The sequence below is a fragment of the Conexibacter woesei Iso977N genome (genome assembly GCF_000424625.1).
Classification (GTDB): domain Bacteria; phylum Actinomycetota; class Thermoleophilia; order Solirubrobacterales; family Solirubrobacteraceae; genus Baekduia; species Baekduia woesei_A.
The window spans coordinates 1,263,831-1,282,386 of the sequence record NZ_AUKG01000001.1; the positions used below are offsets into that span (position 1 = coordinate 1,263,831).

General features: G+C 73.2%; 19 protein-coding genes. 7 read left to right on the top strand and 12 right to left on the bottom strand.

Going from position 1 to position 18,556, the window contains the following annotated elements:
• Positions 1-11 precede the first annotated feature (11 nt).
• Positions 12-1,790 carry a glycerol-3-phosphate dehydrogenase/oxidase gene (locus H030_RS29720; RefSeq protein WP_051221838.1) on the top strand — a complete coding sequence of 593 codons (1,779 nt, stop codon included), beginning with the start codon at positions 12-14 and terminating at the stop codon, positions 1,788-1,790.
• Here H030_RS29720 and H030_RS0106135 read toward each other — a convergent pair.
• From H030_RS0106135 to H030_RS0106145, 3 genes are read right to left on the bottom strand one after another with little or no spacing between them, the layout of a single operon-like run.
• A complete protein-coding gene (locus H030_RS0106135; RefSeq protein ID WP_027005476.1) occupies positions 1,787-2,095 on the bottom strand; it encodes a hypothetical protein in 309 nt (102 codons plus the stop codon). The two genes, H030_RS29720 and H030_RS0106135, sit on opposite strands and share 4 nt — an antisense overlap.
• The gene (locus tag H030_RS36460; RefSeq protein ID WP_051221840.1) at positions 2,092-3,213 is read right to left on the bottom strand and encodes a gamma-glutamyl-gamma-aminobutyrate hydrolase family protein; all 1,122 of its coding nucleotides are present in this window, start codon (positions 3,211-3,213) and stop codon (positions 2,092-2,094) included. Before H030_RS36460 ends, H030_RS0106135 begins: the two co-directional genes overlap by 4 nt.
• Positions 3,214-3,264: 51 nt before the next feature.
• Positions 3,265-4,497, bottom strand: a complete 1,233-nt coding sequence (locus H030_RS0106145) for a hypothetical protein (RefSeq protein ID WP_027005477.1) — start codon at positions 4,495-4,497, stop codon at positions 3,265-3,267.
• Between the two features lie 69 nt (positions 4,498-4,566).
• Here H030_RS0106145 and H030_RS0106150 point away from each other — a divergent pair, with 69 nt between their 5' ends.
• Positions 4,567-4,836: a hypothetical protein gene (locus H030_RS0106150; RefSeq protein WP_027005478.1), complete on the top strand. Its 270-nt coding sequence runs from the start codon at positions 4,567-4,569 to the stop codon at positions 4,834-4,836.
• Positions 4,837-4,839: 3 nt separating this feature from the next.
• Here H030_RS0106150 and H030_RS0106155 read toward each other — a convergent pair whose 3' ends face one another.
• The gene (locus tag H030_RS0106155; protein ID WP_027005479.1) at positions 4,840-5,448 is read right to left on the bottom strand and encodes a hypothetical protein; all 609 of its coding nucleotides are present in this window, start codon (positions 5,446-5,448) and stop codon (positions 4,840-4,842) included.
• Positions 5,449-5,480: 32 nt separating this feature from the next.
• On the opposite strand from H030_RS0106155, the gene H030_RS0106160 reads away from it, so the two are divergent.
• Both H030_RS0106160 and H030_RS0106165 read left to right on the top strand, forming a co-directional pair.
• Positions 5,481-5,906: an HIT family protein gene (locus tag H030_RS0106160; RefSeq protein ID WP_035125911.1), complete on the top strand. Its 426-nt coding sequence runs from the start codon at positions 5,481-5,483 to the stop codon at positions 5,904-5,906.
• Positions 5,907-5,916: 10 nt separating this feature from the next.
• Positions 5,917-6,876: an LLM class F420-dependent oxidoreductase gene (locus H030_RS0106165; RefSeq protein ID WP_027005481.1), complete on the top strand. Its 960-nt coding sequence runs from the start codon at positions 5,917-5,919 to the stop codon at positions 6,874-6,876.
• 161 nt (positions 6,877-7,037) lie between these two features.
• Here H030_RS0106165 and H030_RS36465 read toward each other — a convergent pair whose 3' ends face one another.
• The 4 genes from H030_RS36465 to H030_RS0106185 all read right to left on the bottom strand — a co-directional run bounded on the left by H030_RS36465 (position 7,038) and on the right by H030_RS0106185 (position 11,042).
• A complete protein-coding gene (locus H030_RS36465; RefSeq protein ID WP_051221842.1) occupies positions 7,038-7,628 on the bottom strand; it encodes a TetR/AcrR family transcriptional regulator in 591 nt (196 codons plus the stop codon).
• A gap of 11 nt (positions 7,629-7,639) precedes the next feature.
• Positions 7,640-8,899: an acyl-CoA dehydrogenase family protein gene (locus H030_RS0106175; protein WP_051221844.1), complete on the bottom strand. Its 1,260-nt coding sequence runs from the start codon at positions 8,897-8,899 to the stop codon at positions 7,640-7,642.
• A 73-nt stretch (positions 8,900-8,972) separates the two neighbouring features.
• On the bottom strand, positions 8,973-9,632 hold the full coding sequence (gene trhA / locus H030_RS0106180; RefSeq protein ID WP_051221846.1) for a PAQR family membrane homeostasis protein TrhA: 660 nt from the start codon (positions 9,630-9,632) through the stop codon (positions 8,973-8,975).
• A gap of 69 nt (positions 9,633-9,701) precedes the next feature.
• Entirely contained in the window at positions 9,702-11,042 is a 1,341-nt protein-coding gene (locus tag H030_RS0106185) for a hypothetical protein (protein WP_027005484.1), read from the bottom strand.
• 32 nt (positions 11,043-11,074) lie between these two features.
• Between H030_RS0106185 and H030_RS0106190 the strand changes: the two genes are divergently transcribed.
• Positions 11,075-11,254, top strand: coding sequence for a hypothetical protein (locus H030_RS0106190; RefSeq protein ID WP_027005485.1), 180 nt, complete (start codon positions 11,075-11,077; stop codon positions 11,252-11,254).
• Here the strand turns inward: H030_RS0106190 and H030_RS0106195 are convergent.
• Positions 11,251-11,796 carry a YqgE/AlgH family protein gene (locus H030_RS0106195; protein ID WP_051221848.1) on the bottom strand — a complete coding sequence of 182 codons (546 nt, stop codon included), beginning with the start codon at positions 11,794-11,796 and terminating at the stop codon, positions 11,251-11,253. The two genes, H030_RS0106190 and H030_RS0106195, sit on opposite strands and share 4 nt — an antisense overlap.
• A gap of 274 nt (positions 11,797-12,070) precedes the next feature.
• Between H030_RS0106195 and H030_RS0106200 the strand changes: the two genes are divergently transcribed.
• Positions 12,071-12,784 (top strand): Crp/Fnr family transcriptional regulator, encoded by a 714-nt coding sequence (locus H030_RS0106200; RefSeq protein WP_027005487.1) that lies wholly within the window; start codon positions 12,071-12,073, stop codon positions 12,782-12,784.
• A gap of 17 nt (positions 12,785-12,801) precedes the next feature.
• Here H030_RS0106200 and H030_RS29735 read toward each other — a convergent pair whose 3' ends face one another.
• Both H030_RS29735 and H030_RS0106210 read right to left on the bottom strand, forming a co-directional pair.
• The gene (locus H030_RS29735) at positions 12,802-14,445 is read right to left on the bottom strand and encodes an MFS transporter (protein ID WP_081690554.1); all 1,644 of its coding nucleotides are present in this window, start codon (positions 14,443-14,445) and stop codon (positions 12,802-12,804) included.
• A gap of 28 nt (positions 14,446-14,473) precedes the next feature.
• Positions 14,474-16,543: a DUF2339 domain-containing protein gene (locus tag H030_RS0106210; RefSeq protein ID WP_027005488.1), complete on the bottom strand. Its 2,070-nt coding sequence runs from the start codon at positions 16,541-16,543 to the stop codon at positions 14,474-14,476.
• Between the two features lie 85 nt (positions 16,544-16,628).
• On the opposite strand from H030_RS0106210, the gene H030_RS29740 reads away from it, so the two are divergent.
• Positions 16,629-17,249 (top strand): TetR/AcrR family transcriptional regulator, encoded by a 621-nt coding sequence (locus tag H030_RS29740; RefSeq protein WP_051221852.1) that lies wholly within the window; start codon positions 16,629-16,631, stop codon positions 17,247-17,249.
• On the opposite strand, the gene H030_RS0106220 is transcribed toward H030_RS29740, so the two are convergent.
• A complete protein-coding gene (locus H030_RS0106220) occupies positions 17,246-18,532 on the bottom strand; it encodes a TIM44-like domain-containing protein (protein ID WP_027005489.1) in 1,287 nt (428 codons plus the stop codon). The genes H030_RS29740 and H030_RS0106220 overlap by 4 nt on opposite strands.
• Positions 18,533-18,556 lie beyond the last annotated feature (24 nt).

An 18,556-nucleotide genomic window follows, 5' to 3' on the forward strand; every position in this document is an offset into this window, starting at 1 on the left:
CCTGGAACGCGATGTCATCGACTGCTGGATTCGGAACGGGCGCGATCAACCCGCAGACGCGCGAGGTCGCGCTGGAGCGCATGCGCGACGAGGTCTTCGACGTCGCGATCGTCGGCGGCGGGGTGGTCGGGACGGGCGCGGCGCTGGACGCCGCGTCGCGCGGGCTCAGCGTCGCGCTGGTCGAGGCGCGCGACCTCGCGTCCGGGACGTCGTCGCGCTCGTCGAAGCTGATCCACGGCGGGCTGCGCTACCTCGAGCAGCTCGACTTCCCGCTGGTCAAGGAGGCGCTGCACGAGCGCGCGCTGCTGCTGGACCGGATCGCGCCGCACCTCGTGCACCCGCTGCCGTTCCTGGCGTTGTTGTCGCACAGGGGCTGGGAGCGGCCGTACATCGGCGCGGGCCTCGTGTTGTACGACACGATGGGCACGGCGCTGGGGCGCTCCCGCGGTGTCCCCGCGCAGAAGCACTTCACGCGCGGGCAGACGCTGAAGAAGTTCCCCGCCTTGAAGAAGGACGCGTTCACCGGGGCGATCCAGTACTACGACGCGCAGGTCGACGACGCGCGCCACACGATGTTCGTGGCGCGCACGGCGGCCGCGTTCGGCGCGCAGGTCGCGACGCGCACGCAGGCCGTCGGCTTCCTGCGCGAGGGCGAGCACGTGACCGGCGTCAAGGTGGTGGACTTGGAGTCCGATCCGGACGGCACGGCGCCGATCGAGCTGCGCGCGCGCCAGACGATCAACGCGACCGGCGTCTGGACCGACGACACGCAGGACATGGTCGGCGCGCGCGGGCAGTTCCACGTGCGGGCGTCGAAGGGCGTGCACCTGCTGGTGCCGCGCGACCGCATCCACGGCGACACCGCGCTGACGATCCGGACCGAGACGTCGGTGCTGTTCGTGATCCCGTGGGGCCGGCACTGGATCATCGGGACGACCGACACCGACTGGACGCTCGACAAGGCGCACCCGGCGGCGTCGAAGAAGGACATCGACTACCTGATCGAGCAGGTCAACAGGTACCTGGTGACGCCGCTGGGGCATGACGACGTCGAAGGGGTCTACGCGGGTCTGCGGCCGCTGCTGGCGGGCGAGTCGGAGTCCTCGAGCGCGCTGTCGCGCGAGCACATCGTCGCCCACCCGGTCCCGGGGCTGGTCGCCGTGGCCGGCGGCAAGTACACCACCTACCGGGTGATGGCCGCCGACGCGGTCGACGCCGCGGTGCACGGGCTGGAGGAGGACGTCCCGGAGTCGATCACCGAGCGCATCGGCCTGCTCGGCGCCGACGGCTACCTGGCGCGCTGGAACGCGCGCCACCGGATCGCGGAGGCGTCGGGCGTGCACGTCACGCGCATCGAGCACCTGCTGCATCGCTACGGCGCGCTGCTCGACGACCTGCTGGCGCTGATCGCCGAGGACCCGTCGCTGGGCGAGCCGCTGCCGGGGTCCGACGACTACCTGCAGGTCGAGATCCTCTACGCCGCGACGCACGAGGGCGCAACGCACCTGGAGGACGTCCTGACGCGGCGCACTCGCACGTCGATCGAGACCTGGGACCGCGGCCTGCGCGCCGCCGAGCCCGCGGCGCGGCTGATGGCCGGCCCGCTGGGCTGGACCGACGAGCAGATCGCCCGCGAGGTCTCCCACTACACCGCCCGCGTCGAAGCCGAACGCGCATCCCAGACCCGCGACGACGACACCTCCGCCGACTCCGCCCGCCTCGGGGCACCCGACGTCTCCCCAACGCTGCCGGTGGAGCGCCTGTCGCCGAGCCGGCCGGTGCTGACCTAGGCGACGCTGCGCGCCGCGCGCGCCCGGAGGCGGCGACGGCGTGGGCGGGAGGTCTCCTCCGCCGCCGCCAGTTGCGCGTGGCGGCGGCGTAGGAGGTCCAGGAGGGCGGCGGTGGGCCGGAAGGGATCGGCGATCGTGGTGCCGTCCTTCAGGCTGAGGGCCGCCCAGGGCTCGCCGTCGATCTCGGCGAGGAGAAGGGGAGCGGGTGGCGGGGAGCTGCGCGAGTCGAGCGCAGCCAGGCGGTCGACCGCCTGGGCGTCGTCCGGGAACGCGTGGCGGAGCGTGACGCCGTCGGCGGTGGTCATGCCGCCGCCGCTTCCACCAGCGCGGCGGCGGTGCGGGCGCCGACGCCGTCCAGGCCGTCCGCGCAGCGCTCCGGGTGCCACTGCACGCCGAGCGCGAAGCGGTGGCCGGGCACCTCAAGTGCTTCAACAAGCCCGTCGGGCGCCAGCGACGTGACGCGCAGGCCGGCGCCGAGGCGGTCGACCGCCTGGTGGTGCTCGGAGATCACGCCGGGCTCGGTGCCGAGCAGCCTCCGCGTCAGCGAGCCCTCGGCGGTCGCGACGTCGTGCGCATCGCGGTGGTCCAGGGACGAGTACGCGCTGTCGGGCAGGTGCTGGTGCAGCGTCCCGCCGTGCAACACGTTCAACAACTGCGCACCGCTGCACACGCCGAGGACCGGCAAGTTGGTGGACAACGCGTGGCGCAGCGCGCTGAGGTCGCGCAGGTGGCGGGTGAGGTCGGTCTCGACGGTGTGCGGGCCGATCGCCGCGCCGTAGAGCGACGGGTGCACGTCGGTCTCCGAGCCGCCGAGCAGCAGCGCGTCGGCGCCCGCGAGGTCGAGGCCGGCCTGCGTGCCGTCGAGCGTCCGGACGCGCGCGCCCTGCGCTTCCAGCCACGCCACGTAGGGCGCGGGGTCCTCGCGGCCCAACAACAACAAGATGGTCGGGCGCGGGTCGTCGGCGCCGGCCGCCGCGTAGGCGTCCAGGAACAGCGTGCGCGCGCGGGCGACGCGCTTGCGGGCCGCGTCCTCGTTGATGTCCAGCAGCTCGCCGACCTCGCGCAGCGAGAGTCCCGCCTCGAAGCGCAGCAGGAGCACCAGGCGCTGGTGGGCGGTCAGCGTCGCGAGCGCCTCGGCGAGGCGCGGGTCGCGCGGGCCGCCGGCCGGGTCCGTCAGCCCCTCGTGCAGCGGCACGTGCTCGCGCCGCCTGCGTCGCCGCAGCTCATCCAGCGCGAGGTTCGTCGCCGTCCGGTGCAGCCATGCCCGGACCACCGGCGCCGCCGCATCCCGCGGCCCGGACCGCCAGGCCCGCGCGAACGTCTCCTGCCGCAGGTCCTCCGCGGTCTCGACATCGCCGACCATCCGCCGCAACCGCCGCGTCAGGACCCCGGTCTGCTCCTTGAGGATCGCCTCGAACGTCATCTCACCCCCTCATGACGTGTGAGCGAGCGCAGACCGGACATGCGCCCGATTCTACGGCGACGAGCGCGCCGCGAAGGCGTGGGCGCCGACCCTCCAGAGGACCAGGTCGGCGCCCGACGGGCTGACCGTGAGGTCGGCGATCTCCGCGGTGTGGCGGGTCGGGATGTGGTGGGTGCGATGGGGGCCGTGGATGACGACGCCGCCGCCGCGGGTCGCCCACGCGACGTGGACGCCGCCGCGGGCGTCGATCGCCGGCAGCGGCGGCATCGACGGCAACGCCGTGCTCGGGCGGCGGCCGAGCGTCACCGGTCCGTGGAAGCGGCCGCGGCGGTCCAGGGTCGCCAGGCGCACGCGGTCGCCGTCGATGAAGGCGACCGCGGCCGTGCCGTGCGGGCCGCCGACCAGCCAGGAGTTGTCGGCGCCCACGCCGGTGCGCGCGAGCAGGTGGCGCCCGCGCGCCTCGGACCACAGCCAGAACCGGCCGCCGCTGCCGCCCACGCGCACGACGCGGCCGGAGCCGGTGACCACGAGCGACTCGTCGTAGACGGGCGGCGTCCGGAACGCGCGGGTGCCCACGGCCGCGCCGTCGCGCAGCGCCAGCACGTGGATCTCGCGGTTCCCGCGCCATGCGATCGCCGCGCGGCCGTCGCTCAGCGCCCGCGCCCCGGTCGCGGCCCACTGCGTGGTGAGGAACGGCGTGCCGGCGAGCACGATCGCGGGGTCGCCCGCGCGCGCCGACTCCGCCGCGTAGTGGTTCGGCGAGTCGCCGGTGAGCCCGTCGTCGAGGCTCGCGAGGAGGGACACCGTGCCGTCGGGCGCGATCGCGGTCGCGACCGAGCCCCAGTTGCCCTCGGGCAACGCGGCGGGTTGCTCCTGGGTCGCGACCGCGCCGCCGAGCGCGGGCTGCCGGAAGACGACCGCCTCCTCGCAGCAGTCCGGCAACGGCGACGGCGACGTCGGGATGACCTCGCGGCTGCCGACGCCGACGACGGTCCCGCCGGCGAGCAGCGCCAGCGTCTCGGTGTCGTCGATGCCCGTCACCGCGACCGGCCGGCCCGGAGCGCCGCCGGACGCGCGGAGGCGCAGCAGGCGCGTCCCGGTCGCGCCGGTGTAGGTGACGACCGTGTGCCCGTGGTCGTCGACCGCGCCGAGCAGCGAGCTGGCGTACGGGGTCACCGACGGCAACGGGCGCGGGGCCGACCAGCGCGCCTGCGCGGCAGACGGAGCGGCGGCCAGCGCCAGCAGCGCGGCGGCGGCGAGGGCGGCCGGTGAGAGGCGTCGCATCACTCACCGATACGCGCCACCCACGAAGGAGTTGCGCATTCGCCCCTCATCGCTCAAGATCCCGGCACGTTGCTGCTCGTCGCCTTCGCCATCTTCGTGTTCGGCTTCCTCGCCTGGGCGCTCGCCGACAAGTTCCGCGGCCTGCCGACCGGCGCCAAGCGCCTCGCGTTCATCGCGAGCCTCGTGGGCGGCTGCGCGGCGGGGCTGCAGGGCGTGAACGAGGACCCGGTCGTCCACGCCGTCGCCTGGACCATCGCCGCCTCGCTCGGCGCGCTGACCGCCTACGCGCGCTGGCGCGAGCGTGAGCGCGACCGCCTCACCCGCGGCAACCAGATCTAGCCGCTAGACCGCGAACCGCCGGACGTACTCCGGCCACACCGCGCGCATCATCTCCAGCGCGTAGGCCTCGGCGTACGGCTCGCCGCGCGCGACCCGCCAGGAACGCGTCGTGATCCGGTCGTGATGATGGCCCAGCTCGTGCGACAAGATGTAGGTCAACTGGAACGCCCGGATCTGGTCGGCGGTCCAGCGCACCTGCACGCACCGTTCCGGCGCCGGACCGTAGTCGACGCCGATCCGGTCCAGGACCTCTTCGATCTCGTCGATGAAGGCGGGCGGGCAGCGGTTCCACCACAGGTCCGCCTCCCACGAGCACAGCCGCACGACGCCGTTCCAGTACCAGCCGAGCAGGTTCGGGTCGTCGGAGCCATGCAGCGCGATCGCGTCGATCGCATCGCCGAGCTCGCCCCAATCCGGGATCAGGTTGATGTACTCGCGCAGGTGAGCGATCGTCAGCAGGTGACGCCGTCCGGGGCCCGGGTCGGTGCGGTCGAGGATCACGTCGTCCTGAACGCGGGCCATGTAGTCGCCCGCGTCCTCGACCCAGTTGTTCTTGCGCTTGACCGTCCCGTCGACGACCTTCATGGCGCTCTTGCGGTTCGTCCGGGGCATGGCGATCGACGCGGGATCGTACGCTGCGGAACATGGCCGCGCCATGCGTCTTCTGCGAGATCATCGAACGGCGGATCCCCGCGTCGATCGTCTACGAGGATGACGACCACGTCGCGTTCCTCGACGCGCGGCCGCTGTTCGAGGGTCACACGCTGCTGGTCCCGCGCACGCACGTGGTCACGCTGACCGACCTCACGCCGGAGCGCGTCGGCCCGTTCTTCCTGCAGGCGCAGCGCCTCGCGCGAGCGATCCCCATCGCCATGGACGCCAAGGGCACCTTCGTCGCCATGAACAACATCGTCAGCCAATCCGTCCCGCACCTGCACTGCCACGTCGTCCCGCGCACCCCCAGGGACGGCCTGCGCGGCTTCTTCTGGCCGCGCACGAAGTACGCCGACGACGCGGCCCGTGATGCCGTCGCCGCCAAGATCGCCACGACCCTCGACCACACCGACTAGCCTCGACACCATGCCCTCCAACACGTTCCGCGCCGGCCTGCAGATCCCGAACTTCAACCTGCCCGGCACCGAGCCGGGCGACCTCCTGGACACGCTCACCGACATCGCGACGACCGCCGAGGCCTCCGGCTTCGACGCGCTGTACGTGATGGACCACCTCCACCAGCTCCCGGGCCTCGGCCCGCAGAGCAACTGGATGCTCGAGGGCCCGACGACGCTGAGCGCGCTCGCCGCCCGGACCAAGACCATCCACTTGGGCCTGATGGTCGGCGGCATCACCTACCGCAACCCCGCGCTGCACGCCAAGATCACGACGACGATCGACGTCCTCTCCGGCGGCCGCGCGATCATGGGCATCGGCGCCGCCTGGTTCGAGGACGAGCACAAGGCCTATGACTTCCACTTCGGCACGCTCGGCGAGCGCTTCGAGCGCCTGGAGGACGGCCTGCAGATCATGCGCGCGATGTTCACCTCCGGGGAGGAGCGCGCGACGGTCGAGGGCAGGCACCACTCGATCACCGGGGCCTACAACAACCCGAAGGTCCGCCCGGACATCCCGATCCTGATCGGCGGCTCCGGCGAGAGGAAGACGCTGCGGATGGTCGCGCAGTACGCGCAGGCGTCCAACGTCTTCGGCGACGTCGAGCAGATCAAGCACCTGATGGGCGTGCTCGACCAGCACTGCGCCGATGTCGGCCGCGACCCGAGCGAGATCGCGCGCACGAAGCTCGCGACGCTCGTGATCGGCGACACGGCCGAGGAGGCCGACGCGAAGGCCGCGCCGGTCCGCGAGGCGATGGGCGAGCGCGCCGCGGCGGTCGTCCTGTCGGGCGACGCGGACACCCTCGCCGAGCAGCTCGCCGCCCACCGCGAAGCGGGCCTCACCGGCCTGATCGTCAACATGCCCGAGGCCCACGACCTCGGCCAAGTCAGGGCCGCCGGCGAGATCCTCGCGAAGGCCTTCGCCTAGATGGATGATGCGAAATTCCCGCGGCCGTGCTCGCACGCCCGGCGGCGCTGGATCGCCACGCGATCTCTTACCGATCCAACCAGGATCGGCTGCGAGATCGCGCGGCGCCCAGCATCCGCCGTGCGCACGACCACGACCACGGTCTATTTCGCATCAACCATCTAGTCGCTCTTCGGGATCCCGCGCATGACGACCCGGGCCAGGTAGGCGGCCAGCTGATCCGGCTGCCACTGGCCCGGCTCCTCGAGCTGGACCCGGAAGCCCAGCTCGGCCAAGGCCACCAACATGCGCCCGAGCAGCGCGGTCTCGCGGTCCGGGAGCTTCGTCCAGGCCGCGAGCACCTCGCCCATCCGCTGCTCCCAGTGCTCGCGGCCGCGCTCGATGCGCGTCTCGCCATGGCGCTGGAGGTAGATGACGCGGAACGCCTCGGGCGCCTCGACGACCGCGCGCAGCAGCGCGGCGAGGCCGAAGCGCATGAGGTCCTCCTTGTCGCCGAGCGCGCCGGGGGTCGGGACCGAGTCCTCGACCATGTGCCACAACTTGCGCTCCTCGCGAGCCATCAGCTCGTCGAAGAGGTCCTCCTTGGAGGCGTAGCACGAGTACAGCACCGGCTTGGAGACCTCGGCGGCGTCGGCGATCGCCTGCATCGAGACCGCCTCGTAGCCGAGCTCGGCGAACAGCGGCAGTGCGGCGTCCAGGACCAGCGGGCGTCGCAGCTCCGGTCCCAGATGCGCCGCACGTGCGCGCGTCATGACGGGTCCTTCTAGGAGATCCGCAGGCCGGAGATCGCGCGGGCGATGACCAGCTGCTGCATCTCGGACGTGCCCTCGAAGATCGTGTAGATCTTGGAGTCGCGGTGCCAGCGCTCGACCGGGAACTCGCGCGTGTAGCCGTTGCCGCCCATGATCTGGATCGCGCGCTCGGTCGCCCAGACGGCGACCTCGCCGGCCTTCAGCTTCGACATCGAGCCCTCGGCGTTCTCGAACGGGATGCCGTTGCGGGCCATCCACGACGCGCGCCAGACGAGCAGGCGGGCGGCGTCGATCTCCATCTTCATGTTGGCCAGCGCGAAGGCGATCGACTGGTTCTCGATGATCTTCTTGCCGAACTGCTCGCGCTCCTTGGCGTACTGCAGCGAGTACTCGTAGGCGGCGCGGGCGATGCCGAGCGCCTGGGAGCCGACGACCGGGCGCGTGGCCTCGAAGGTCTGCATCGCGGCCTGCGTCCTGCCCCTCTTGCCCTCGCGGACACGCGCGAGGCGCTCGTCGAGCTTCTCCTTGCCGCCGAGCAGGTTGGCGCCCGGGATCCGGCAGTCGTCGAGGTGGACGTCGGCGGTGTGCGACGCGCGCAGGCCGTGCTTCCTCACCTTGGCGCCCTGCTCGATGCCCTCGGTCGCGATCGGGACGATGAACGCCGCGTGGCCGCGGGAGCCGAGCTCCTTGTCGGTCTGGGCGATGACGACGTGGATGTCGGCGATGCCGCCGTTGGTCGCCCAGGCCTTCTGGCCGTTGAGGACCCAGGTGTCGGACGCCTCGTCGTACTTGGCGGTGGTGCGGATGTTCGAGACGTCGGAGCCGGCGTTGGGCTCCGAGGCGCAGAACGCCGCGACCTTCACATCATCGGCGGTCCCGTAGCACTGCGGGATCCACTCCATGACCTGCTCCCACGAGCCCTGGCCGGCGATGGCCGCGGCGGCAAGGCCGGTGCCCATGATCGCCATGCCGATGCCCGCGTCGCCCCAGAACAGCTCCTCCTGGACGATCGGCATCGTCAGGCCGCTGGGGTCGGAGGCGAACTGCTGCAGCGACTCGAAGCCGTAGAGGCCGATCTTCGCGGCCTCCTGGATGATCGGCCACGGCGTCTCCTCGCGCTCGTCCCACTCATGAGCGGCGGGGCGCACGACGTTCTCGGAGAACCCGTGGACCCACTCGCGCATGTCCTTCTGGTCCTGGGTCAGGGCCAGCGTGAACGACGGCTCGGCGGGCGTCTCGGTGGTCTCGGTGCTCTCGGCGGTGGAAGCCATGAGACCGAAGCTACCACGAAGTAGGAACGGGCGCGTTCAATTGGTCCGCGCCGAACCGGCAGGGTGCGACGGGCTACGGGAAGACCCAGCCGGCCAGCGCGACGAACTGGACCGTCGCCGCTGCGATCACGAGGACGTGGAAGACCTCGTGGTAGCCGAAGGTCCCGGGCCAGGGGTTCGGGCGCTTGGTCGCGTAGACGACCGCGCCGAGCGAGTAGATGACGCCGCCGGCGGCCAGCAGGACCAACGGCGCGATCGAGAGCTTCTCCATCATCTGGGGGAGCGCGAAGACGCAGACCCAGCCGAGCGAGAGGTAGCAGAGGGCCTGCAGCGCGCGGGGTGCGGTGATCCAGGCGACCGAGAGGATCACGCCGAACAGCGCGCCCGACCAGACGGCGAGGAGGATCGCCCAGCGCAGCGTGCCGTGCATGACCAGCAGCGCGACCGGCGTGTAGGTCGCGGCGATGAACACGAAGATCGTCGAGTGGTCGATCCGGCGCAGCAGCGGCTGCCAGCGCGGGTTCCAGCGCCAGCGGTGGTAGGTCCCGGACGCGGCGAACAGCGCGCACAGCCCGCCGCCGTAGACGAGCGCTCCGACCCGTGGCGTGCCGCCCGGCACCATCGCGGTCAGCACGACCGCGGCGACCAGCGCGGCCCAGAACGCGTACGCGTGCGAGACCCCGCGCAGCAGCGGCCGGACCTCGTCTGCGTAGTGGTGTCGCAGGTCGCGCACGTTGTGGACGCTACCCGTCGCTGCGCACGCGGGTCCGGGGGCTATCCCCCGAGCGTGCTCCGGCGTGCCCTACGTCGTCGTGTCCGGCAGGTGGCGGCCGACGACCGCGACGTAGATCCCGCGCGGGACGTCCGGGTCGTTGCCGTCGGAGACGTGCAGGTAGATGCGCGCGATGAACTGCGCGCCGGAGCCGGAGCCGAGGCCGATGTGGGGGCCGACCCAGAGCCTGGGCGTTCCGGGACCATTGAGGAAGAACGAGTAGTCGTCCTCGTAGCGCTTGCGCGTGGTCTCGGCGATGTCGGGCTTCCACTGCGTGATGCCGTGCTCGGCGGCGGCCTGGCCGAGCGACTTGCCCATGTCGCCCTCGGCGTAGCGGGCGGCCAGCGCGTCCAGCCCGCGCAGCGTGCGCAGGACCAGCCCCGGGCGCCGGAACGGGGACTCGCTCGCCGTCTCGAACGCCTTGGGCGCGAAGACGAGGTGCCTGCTCTCCGCGGCCGCGCGCTCGACCGCCTCCAGGACGGTGGCGGGCGGGGCCTCGACCGCGTCGACGACCGTCCCGTCCGGCGCCTCGGCGCCCTCGGCATCCACGCGCGCGAGCAGCTGCGTCAGCTCGGCGATCGCCCGGCGGTCCTGCTCGCGCTCGGTGCGCAGGCGCTCCATGCGCTCGTGCAGGTCGTCGCGCGCCTCCTCGGTCGCGGCGGCGGCCGTGAGCGTGCGCTCCATCTCCTCCAGCAACTCGGTCTCGGCCGGCGGCGCCTCGTCCCGCGCGGCGGCGGCCGCGCGCAGCTCCGCGACCTCCGCGGTCAAGGCCTCCACCTTGCTCAGCGCGGCGTCGCGGTCACGCGTCAGGCCGTCCCGCTCCGCCTCCGCGGCGGCGCGCGCGTCGTCGGCCTCGTCGCGCTTGGCCCGCGCGACCTCCTCGCGGCGCCTGAGCTCCGGGATCTTCTTGGCCTCGGCCTCGAGCTTGCCCGCGCGCAGCTCCAGCTCCCTCTCGCGCGCGCCGAGCTGCTCGTGCGCGGCCAGCGCCTTCTCCATCACGACGCCGAAGATCGAGTCGTCGATCCCGGACTCGTCGAGCATCTTGTCCCAGGACCCGAAGACCGCCTCGACCTCCTCGGCCGTCGGCCACCCGGAGTCCGGGTCGAAGTCCTCCGGCTCGGGCGCGTAGCCGGCCATGCCGGTGAAGCGCCAGCACGCGTGCATGATCTCCAGGCGGTCGAGCGCGTCGCGCGTCCCGGCCCACCAGTGCGCGTCGCCCCTGGGCGCTGGTCGCTCGTCCATGCGCAGGCCGAGCTCGTCCAGCGCCTGCTCGGCGGCGCGGCGCGCGTAGTACTCCTTGCGCAGCTGCGCGGTCGTCGGCTCGGCGGACTTCTGGGGACGCGTGGGGCGCGCCGTCTTCTTCTTCGCCACGGAGTCGGACGCTACCGGGTACAACAACGCCGATGAGCCCCGGCTACGACGACGATGACGACTGGTCCGGCACCCCGCCCGAGGGCCACCACACGCGCGACCAGTCCGACCCGGAGGCGTGGCGCAAGCCGTTCCGGGCGCAGACGATCGTGTACGGGTTGATCGGGCTCGGGATCGTGGTGGTGGTGATCCTGGCGCTCGTCGCGTCCTAGTTGACGGACGGGTCCAGCGGCATCCGCGCGAGCAGCCGGAACTGGCCGCCCTTGCGCTGCAGGACGCGGCCCCACAGCTCGGCGGGCTCCTCGTCGAAGACGTCGGCGGCCAGCGCGGGCTCGACGATCCAGTCCTCGCGCTCCAGCTCGGCCTCGAGCTGGCCCGGGCCCCAGCCGGTGTAGCCGGCGTAGACGCGGCGGCGCGCGGTCGCGTCGCCGAGGCGGTCCAGGCCGGTCCGGTCGCTCACGAGGCCGATCGCGCCGACGACGAGGTACGCGGCCTCGGCCGGGTCGTCGAACTCGGCCAGCACGACGATCGACGCGGGCTGGACCGGGCCGCCGACGAAGACGACCTCGTCGGAGTCCATCACGCCGTCCAGCTCCGGGACCGCGTCGGTGACCTCGGTCTCCGACGGGCGGTTGAGGACGATCCCGAGCGCGCCATCCTCGTCGTGGTTGGCGATGGCCACGACGGTCCGCGCGAAGTTGGGATCCGACATCGCCGGGGAGGCGATCAGCAGCTGCCCTTCGAGGAAGCCCATGGGTGGTCTCAGTGTGCCAGGGTCGTGCTCGGCCATCTTCGGTGAGAGCAGTACCCGAGCGGGTCCGCGCCCGAACCGGCGGTGCGGCGGCGGTCCGTTTGCCGGGGTGTTGTACACCATGTTCGCGTACGGACGTCCTATGGTGAGCCGTTGAAACCGGGATCTGAAGGACGAAATTCCGGTCGATCCCTACGCAAGCCTGAGTTGCGGTGAGCCGTGCGTGTTTGTCTCAGGTCAGACGGGGAAGACCGAAAGCCTGGTGTCCAGTCAGACAATGACCTCACGTCCACTGATCTCGATCCTCGATGCGGACCCCGAGCTGGGTGCCGGTCTGTCGGGGGATGCGCGCGACCTCGCGCGCCGGCACGCCGTCGCTGCAGTGCATGCGCTGCCGACGGGGCCGTTCGAGTTCCCATCGCCGAACGGCGAGAGCGCCGCGCCCGCGATCGGTCTGCTCGTGCTCGACGGGCTGATCACGCGCGACGTCGAGCTCGCCAGGCGATCTACCACCGAGTTGCTCGGGTCCGGGGACATCATCAGACCCTGGGACGACGAGCTGTCGCTCGACCCGCTTCCGGGCTCGATCACGTGGGCGGTCCTGGAGCCGGCGCGGGTGGCGGTCCTGGACCGGCGCTTCGCGGCGGTCGCTGGGCGCTGGCCGTCGATGCTCGACACGCTGATCGGCCGGACCGTGCGGCGCTCGCGGCAGCTGTCGGTGCAGCGCGCGATCGCGCAGGTGCCGCGCGTCGATGCGCGCGTGCTGGTCCTGCTGTGGCTGCTGGCCGACCGCTGGGGCCGCGTGTCGCCGCAGGGCGTCCGGGTCCCGCTGTCGCTGACGCACGAGACGATCGGCAAGCTCGTCGGCGCGCGGCGGCCGTCGGTGACGACGGCGCTGGGCGTGCTGACGCGACGCGGCCTCGTCGAGCGGACCGACAACGGCTGGCTGCTGCACGGCGATCCGCAGGAGGCGCTGCCCGAGTTGTTGTAGGGGTTGCTGCTCGGCCGCTAGCCGAGCAGGCTCTGCAGGATGGTCGAGAGGGAGCGCGGGTCCTTCCCGTACTTCCTCTCGTACCGCGCGCGCTCCTGCTCGTCCGCGAGGCCGAGCACGAGCTCCTCGCGTGAGGAGCCGGCCTTGCAGGCGGTCGTGTCGAGGAGCTCCAGGGCGCGGTCCTGGATGAAGCCCTCCAGGCCGCCGGTCTCCGGGAGCGGGCGCTGGTCGCACGGGTCGCGCAGCTCGACGGGCGCGGGCGCGTACTGGTGGTGGAAGCCCGCGTAGGCGAGCGGGAGGGCGACGGTCGTCGCGGCGACGCCCACGAGCGCCGCGCTCTTCGCGGCCTTCGTGACGACCGCGGCCGCCGCGAGCAGCGCGAGCGCGCCCGTGACGAGGAAGGCCGTCCGGAACGCCTCGCCGACGGCGAGGACGAGCGTGTCGTCGACCCGTGCCGCCATGTGGTCGTAGGCGTCGTGCTCGCCGGAGTCGACGGTGTCGCGGCCCCTGGTGAGGGCTGCGCGCAGGCCGTGGCGCGGTTGTTGTTCATCGACGCCGGAGAGCAGGCTCGGGGCGAGGCGGAGCTTGTCGGTGGGGTTGAGCTTGGCGTCGAGGACGACCGCGACGCCGCGCTCCTTCGCGCGCTCGGTCGCGTTGGTGAGCTCGTGGGAGACGATCGGGGCGAGGAGGATCAGCGCCAGCGCGATCCCGGCGTGGCGCAGGACCAGGAGGCGCGCGGCGTCCTGGGGGTCGCGCTCCGGGAGCAGCTCGCCGCCGAGCGCGGGGAGCGCGAGGCCCATGCCGAGGCCGGCCGCGGCCTGGGGCACGAAGGTCCAGGCGACGTGGGCGTCCGGGAGGAACGCGAGCGCGAGGACGCCGGCGCCGACGAGCGCGCAGCCCGCGGCCGCGCGGGCGTGGGCCTGCCCCCCGATCCGGGAGCCGATCACCGCGCCCGCCGGGATCACCGTGACCGTCGCCGCGGCGGCGAGCGGCGTGACGTCCCAGCCGGCGACCAGCAACAACACCAACAAGAACAAGACCGCGGTCAGCGCCGCCGAGACCAGTGCCAGCGCGACGGCCGGCCCGAGCCTGACGCCGCCCTCGGTGTGGGCCTTCGGCCGCACATCCCGCACGGGTTCCGCGAGCGCCGCCACCGCGGCGACGGCCGCGACGGGCGCCTGCACGTAGAAGATCGCCCGCCACGAGAACAGCTCGGTCAGCAGGCCACCCAGCGCCGGGCCGACCGCGGCGGCCAGCACCGCCGCGCCCAACCAGAGCCTGCGCCCCCGCTCGCCCGCGGCGCCGTCGGGCTCCAGGAGCGCGAACGCGGCGACGAGCGCCGCTGCGCCGCCGACCGCCTGGACCCCACGGGCGGCAAGGAGCAACCCCAGCGACCCGCTGACGCCCGCGACGAGCGAGGCACTCCCGAAGACGACGAGCCCACCCGCCGCCATCCGCGGAGCACCGACACCCCGCTGGATCCGCTCGACCGGGATCAACGCCGCCGCGAGCACCACGGTGTAGACGCCCAGCACCGCGGCGACGCCCTCCACCGTCGTATGCAGCTCATGCAACAACTCCGGCAGCGCCAGCGTGACGATCGACGCATCCGCCAACGCCAACCCCGCCGCAACCGCAATGACGACATGTCTCCACCGCACACCCGCAGTCTGCCGTACGCCGGAGCGCTCAGTGGCTCGGTAGCTCGCGGGGTGTGTAGCGGTGCCAGGCTGCGGCGGCGGTGAGGAGGATGGTGCCGAGGGCCAGGAAGGAGCCGGCGCGGGCTGCGGAGGTGAGGGTCTCGAGGTCGAAGAGGAGGACCTTGGCGAGGGCGATCATCAGCAGCAGGAGGCCGGCGCGGCGGAGGGCGACGTGGTTGGTGGTCAGGCCGATCACCAACGTGGCGATGCCGGTCAGGGCCCAGAGGGCGGAGAGCGCGACCTGGCCGGTGTGGAACGGCAGGGGCGTCACGATCTCGGTCGAGGCCAGGTAGAGCAACAACAAGGCCGAGGTGGCGTAGTTGATGATGTTGGGAAGGCCGAGGTCCTCGGTCGTCAGCTCGACGCGGCCGATGCGCCACCAGGCGAGGGCCACGGCGATCAGGACCGCCGCCGCGCCGAGCGCGTCGGGCAGGCCGTCGGCCAGCGCGAGCGGCGGTGCGACGACGGCGACCGCCACGCCGGTCGCGCCGAGCAGGTGCATCCAGGCCGCTCCGGCGGCGACGCCGTCACGCGAGCGGCGCCAGACCTGCGCCAGCGCGACCGCCTCCGCGGCCCAGGCCAGGACGAGCGGGATCGGCGTGAGCGTCCGTGCGGCGATCCACGCGAGCGCCGCCAACGCGACGCCGTCCAGCGCGCCGCGGAACGGGCGGGGCAGCGTCCCGACGCGCGCCGCGGCGAACGACGCCGCCGCGACCGACCCGAGCGCCACGGCGATGTCCGCCGTCCCCTCGGCCGCCAGCGCGGTGCAGGCCGCCAGCAGGACGTGCCCGCCGAGTCCGGCGCCGACCAGCGCCTGCTCGGCGACACGTGCGGGCCTCAGCCGCGAGATCGCGGCGAACAGCAGCGCGCCCGCGGCGTAGGCGATCGGCAGCGCGACGCCGTTCAGCGTCGTCGCCAGCGCGACGTCCGCCAGCACGACGCCGAGCGTCAGCGCCAGCACGCCCAGCTCCGCCGACACGCGCCGCAGCCGGTGCGCAGCAACCCCTACAACAAGATGCGCGACCGCGAGGCCGGCCAGCCACACGTCCAGCGCGACCGTCTGATGGCGGGCCGTCAGCACCGCCGCGCCCGCCCCGGCGAGGAAGAGCGCGTTGGCCGCCAGCAGCCCCGCCGACACCGGGCGCAGCGTCCCGGACGCGATCCGCAGCTCGAAGCCGACCGCCTGCACGACCCACAGCACGCCGAACGCGCCCAGCGCCAGCAGCGCCGGCCCCGCCGCCGGCGCTCCGTCCGCCAGCCACAGCCCGACCTGCACGGCGGTCACGGCGAACGCCGCGACCGCGATCCGGTCCCAGCGCTTGGCGATCAGGACCGCCGCCGCCGGGACGGTCGCCGCGAGCAGCAGCGCGACCGTCGCCCCGTCGTAGTCTGCGCCCGCCAGCGCCGGCGCCAGCAGCCCGCCGACGATCCCGAACGACGCGAGCACCTCCGAGGACCGCTTCAGCGCGAACGCCGTCGCCGCCGCGCCGATCGACAACACCAACATCAGCGCGAGCGGCGTCCCGATCAAGTTGTAGGTCTGCGCGGCGACCGTCACGTCGACGTCGAGCGCCGCGATCCCAGCGCCGATCGCCGTCAGCGCCGCCACCGGCGCCTTCAGCCGCACGCCCGCGCCGATCAGGCCGAACGCGCCGGCCGCCGCGATCACGCAGCGCGCGGTCTCGCCGAGCCAGCCGTGCGAGATCGCGATCGCCAGGAAGAACGCGAAGCCGACCAGCAGCGCCGCGCCGCCCGCGAACGCCAGCAGCCGCCCGCCGAGCAGCTCCTCGAGGTCCGGGAGCGTCGCCCGCTCGGTCGCCGCCGCCGCCTCCGGCTCCGGCGGCGGGGGAGACGACGCCTGCCACGGCGACGGCGCCGGCCCCGCGGGCAGCGTCCATGCCTCGAGGTCCGTGGCGCGCACGCGCTCCGGGACCGGCGCAGCCGGCGGCGCCTCGGCGCGCCGCGGCCGCTCCGGGGCCTCGGTCATCGCGAGGCCGACGGCCTCCTCCACCCGTTCCAGGCGCCGCTCCAGCGTCGCCATCCGCCGCTCGTCGATCATCGCTGCTCCTCCGTGTTGACCATCGGTCAGCAGTACGGTAGAGACTTGCTGACCGGCGGTCAAGAGGTCCTGTACGATGGGTCGGGTGAGCACGCCGCCCGGACCCGCGTATCGCCGCCTCGACGTCGACGAGCGCCGGGCGCAGCTGATCGCGCTCGGCGAGCGGTTGTTCACGACGGCGACCTACTCGGAGCTCTCGATGGCCCGGATCGCCAGGGAGGCCGGGATCTCCAAGGCATTGCTGTACCACTACTTCCCGTCCAAGCAGGCGTACTTCGAGGCGACGCTGCAGGCCGCGGCCGAGGAGCTGATGGCGCGCACCGAGCCCGACGCGTCGCTGCCGCCGCTCCAGCAGCTCGAGCGCTCGGTCGACGCCTACCTCGGCTGGATCGAGGAGCACGCCGAGGCCTACAAGAAGCTGATCGTCACCGCCGGCGAGGTCGCCGAGGTCCGCAGGATGGTCGAGGCCGTGCGCGCGCAGACCGCGGCGAGGATCCTGGCCGGCGTCGTGCCCGAGGGCGAGCCGGTCCCGCCCGCCGCGCGCACCGCGGTCCACGGCTGGCTGTGGTTCATGGACGGCGCCTGCATCGACTGGATCGCCAACGGCGCCGACGTCCCGCGCGACGCGCTGCGCGGCCTCCTGCTCGGGACGCTCGCCGGCGCGCTGATGGCGTCCGGCCTGGCGCTCGACCGCCTCGCGGGCTAGGCGACCGCGACCAGGCGCCAGGGCGACTCGGCGTCGCCGGTCAGCGCGAACGTCCAGCGCTGGGCGATCGTCGCGTCGCGGTCCTTGGACCCGCTCAGCACCGCGACCGTGTCGCGGTCCTCGACGTAGCGGCGGCCGTGCAGCGTGACCGTCGCGGTCATCGTCGCCGGCTCGGCGTGGGGATCGAGCGACGAGATCGCCAGCGCCGCCACGCGCGCGCCGCGCACGACCACGCGCGTCGAGCCGTCCGGGCCCGCGCCGTCGGACCCGTACAACAACGTGCCGATCGCGCCCGGCTCGGCCAGCGCCTCCAGCGCGTCGTCGGGCCCGTCGATCGCCTCGGCCCACGCCTCGACCGCGCGTCGCGCCGCGATCTCCAGGACGTCCGGGGCGAAGCGCCCGTCCGCCAGCGCCAGGTCCAACGCCGCCGCCCGGGCATCGTCATCAAGAACCGCCGGCGCGATCTCCGCCACCGCGACGCCCGCCGGCACCGCGTCGGCCACCGCGCCCTCGACCAGCGCGGCGTCGGCCACGCGCGCGTCGCCCCACGGCACCGCCACCAGCTCCGACGCCAGGTGGTGGCGCCCCTCGGCGTCGGACTCGATCGACAGCAGCCGCCAGCGCGCACCGGGCGGGTGGAGCGTCCACCACTCGGTCAGCCTGGTCATCGTGTCGTTGTCGCCCCTCTTGGTGATCGTCCGCCCGTTGTGGTCGATGACGAAGTCCTCCAGGCTCGCCGTGATCCGCACGACGACGCGGTCCTCGTCCTCGCCCTCGCGGTTGACCAACCCCATGTACTCGATCTGCGGGTGCCCGTGCGGGGTGCACTGGTTGCGCCAGCCCTTGCGCCGGAAGTCGTTCAGGCGCCGCCGCCACTCGACCATCAGGTCCTCGCCGACGACCTCCTCGAGCCCCTCGATGTCGTTGCGCGACCACATCTCCTGGATCGAGACGAACAGCGCCGCGGCCTCGCGCCGGACGTTCTCCGGGTCGAAGTCCTCGTCGTCGGTCGCCGCCTCCGCCGCGGCCAGCTCGGCCTTGCGCACGCGCGCCGCGCGCTGGGCGCGGTACTTGGCCGCGCGCATCGCGCTGAAGGCCAGGAAGACCAGCACGACCACGACGATCAGGAAGAAGAAGACGATCGACCCGCCGCCCCCGCCGCCGACGTAGCCCCCGCCTCCGCCGCCGCCGAAGCCGCCGCCCCCACCACCGCCGCCCCCGCCGAAGCCGGAGGAGCCGCCGCCGGCGGCCGCGAGGATCGAGGAGATCAGAGGGGCGCTCATCTGGCGCCAAGCCTAGAGCCCGGC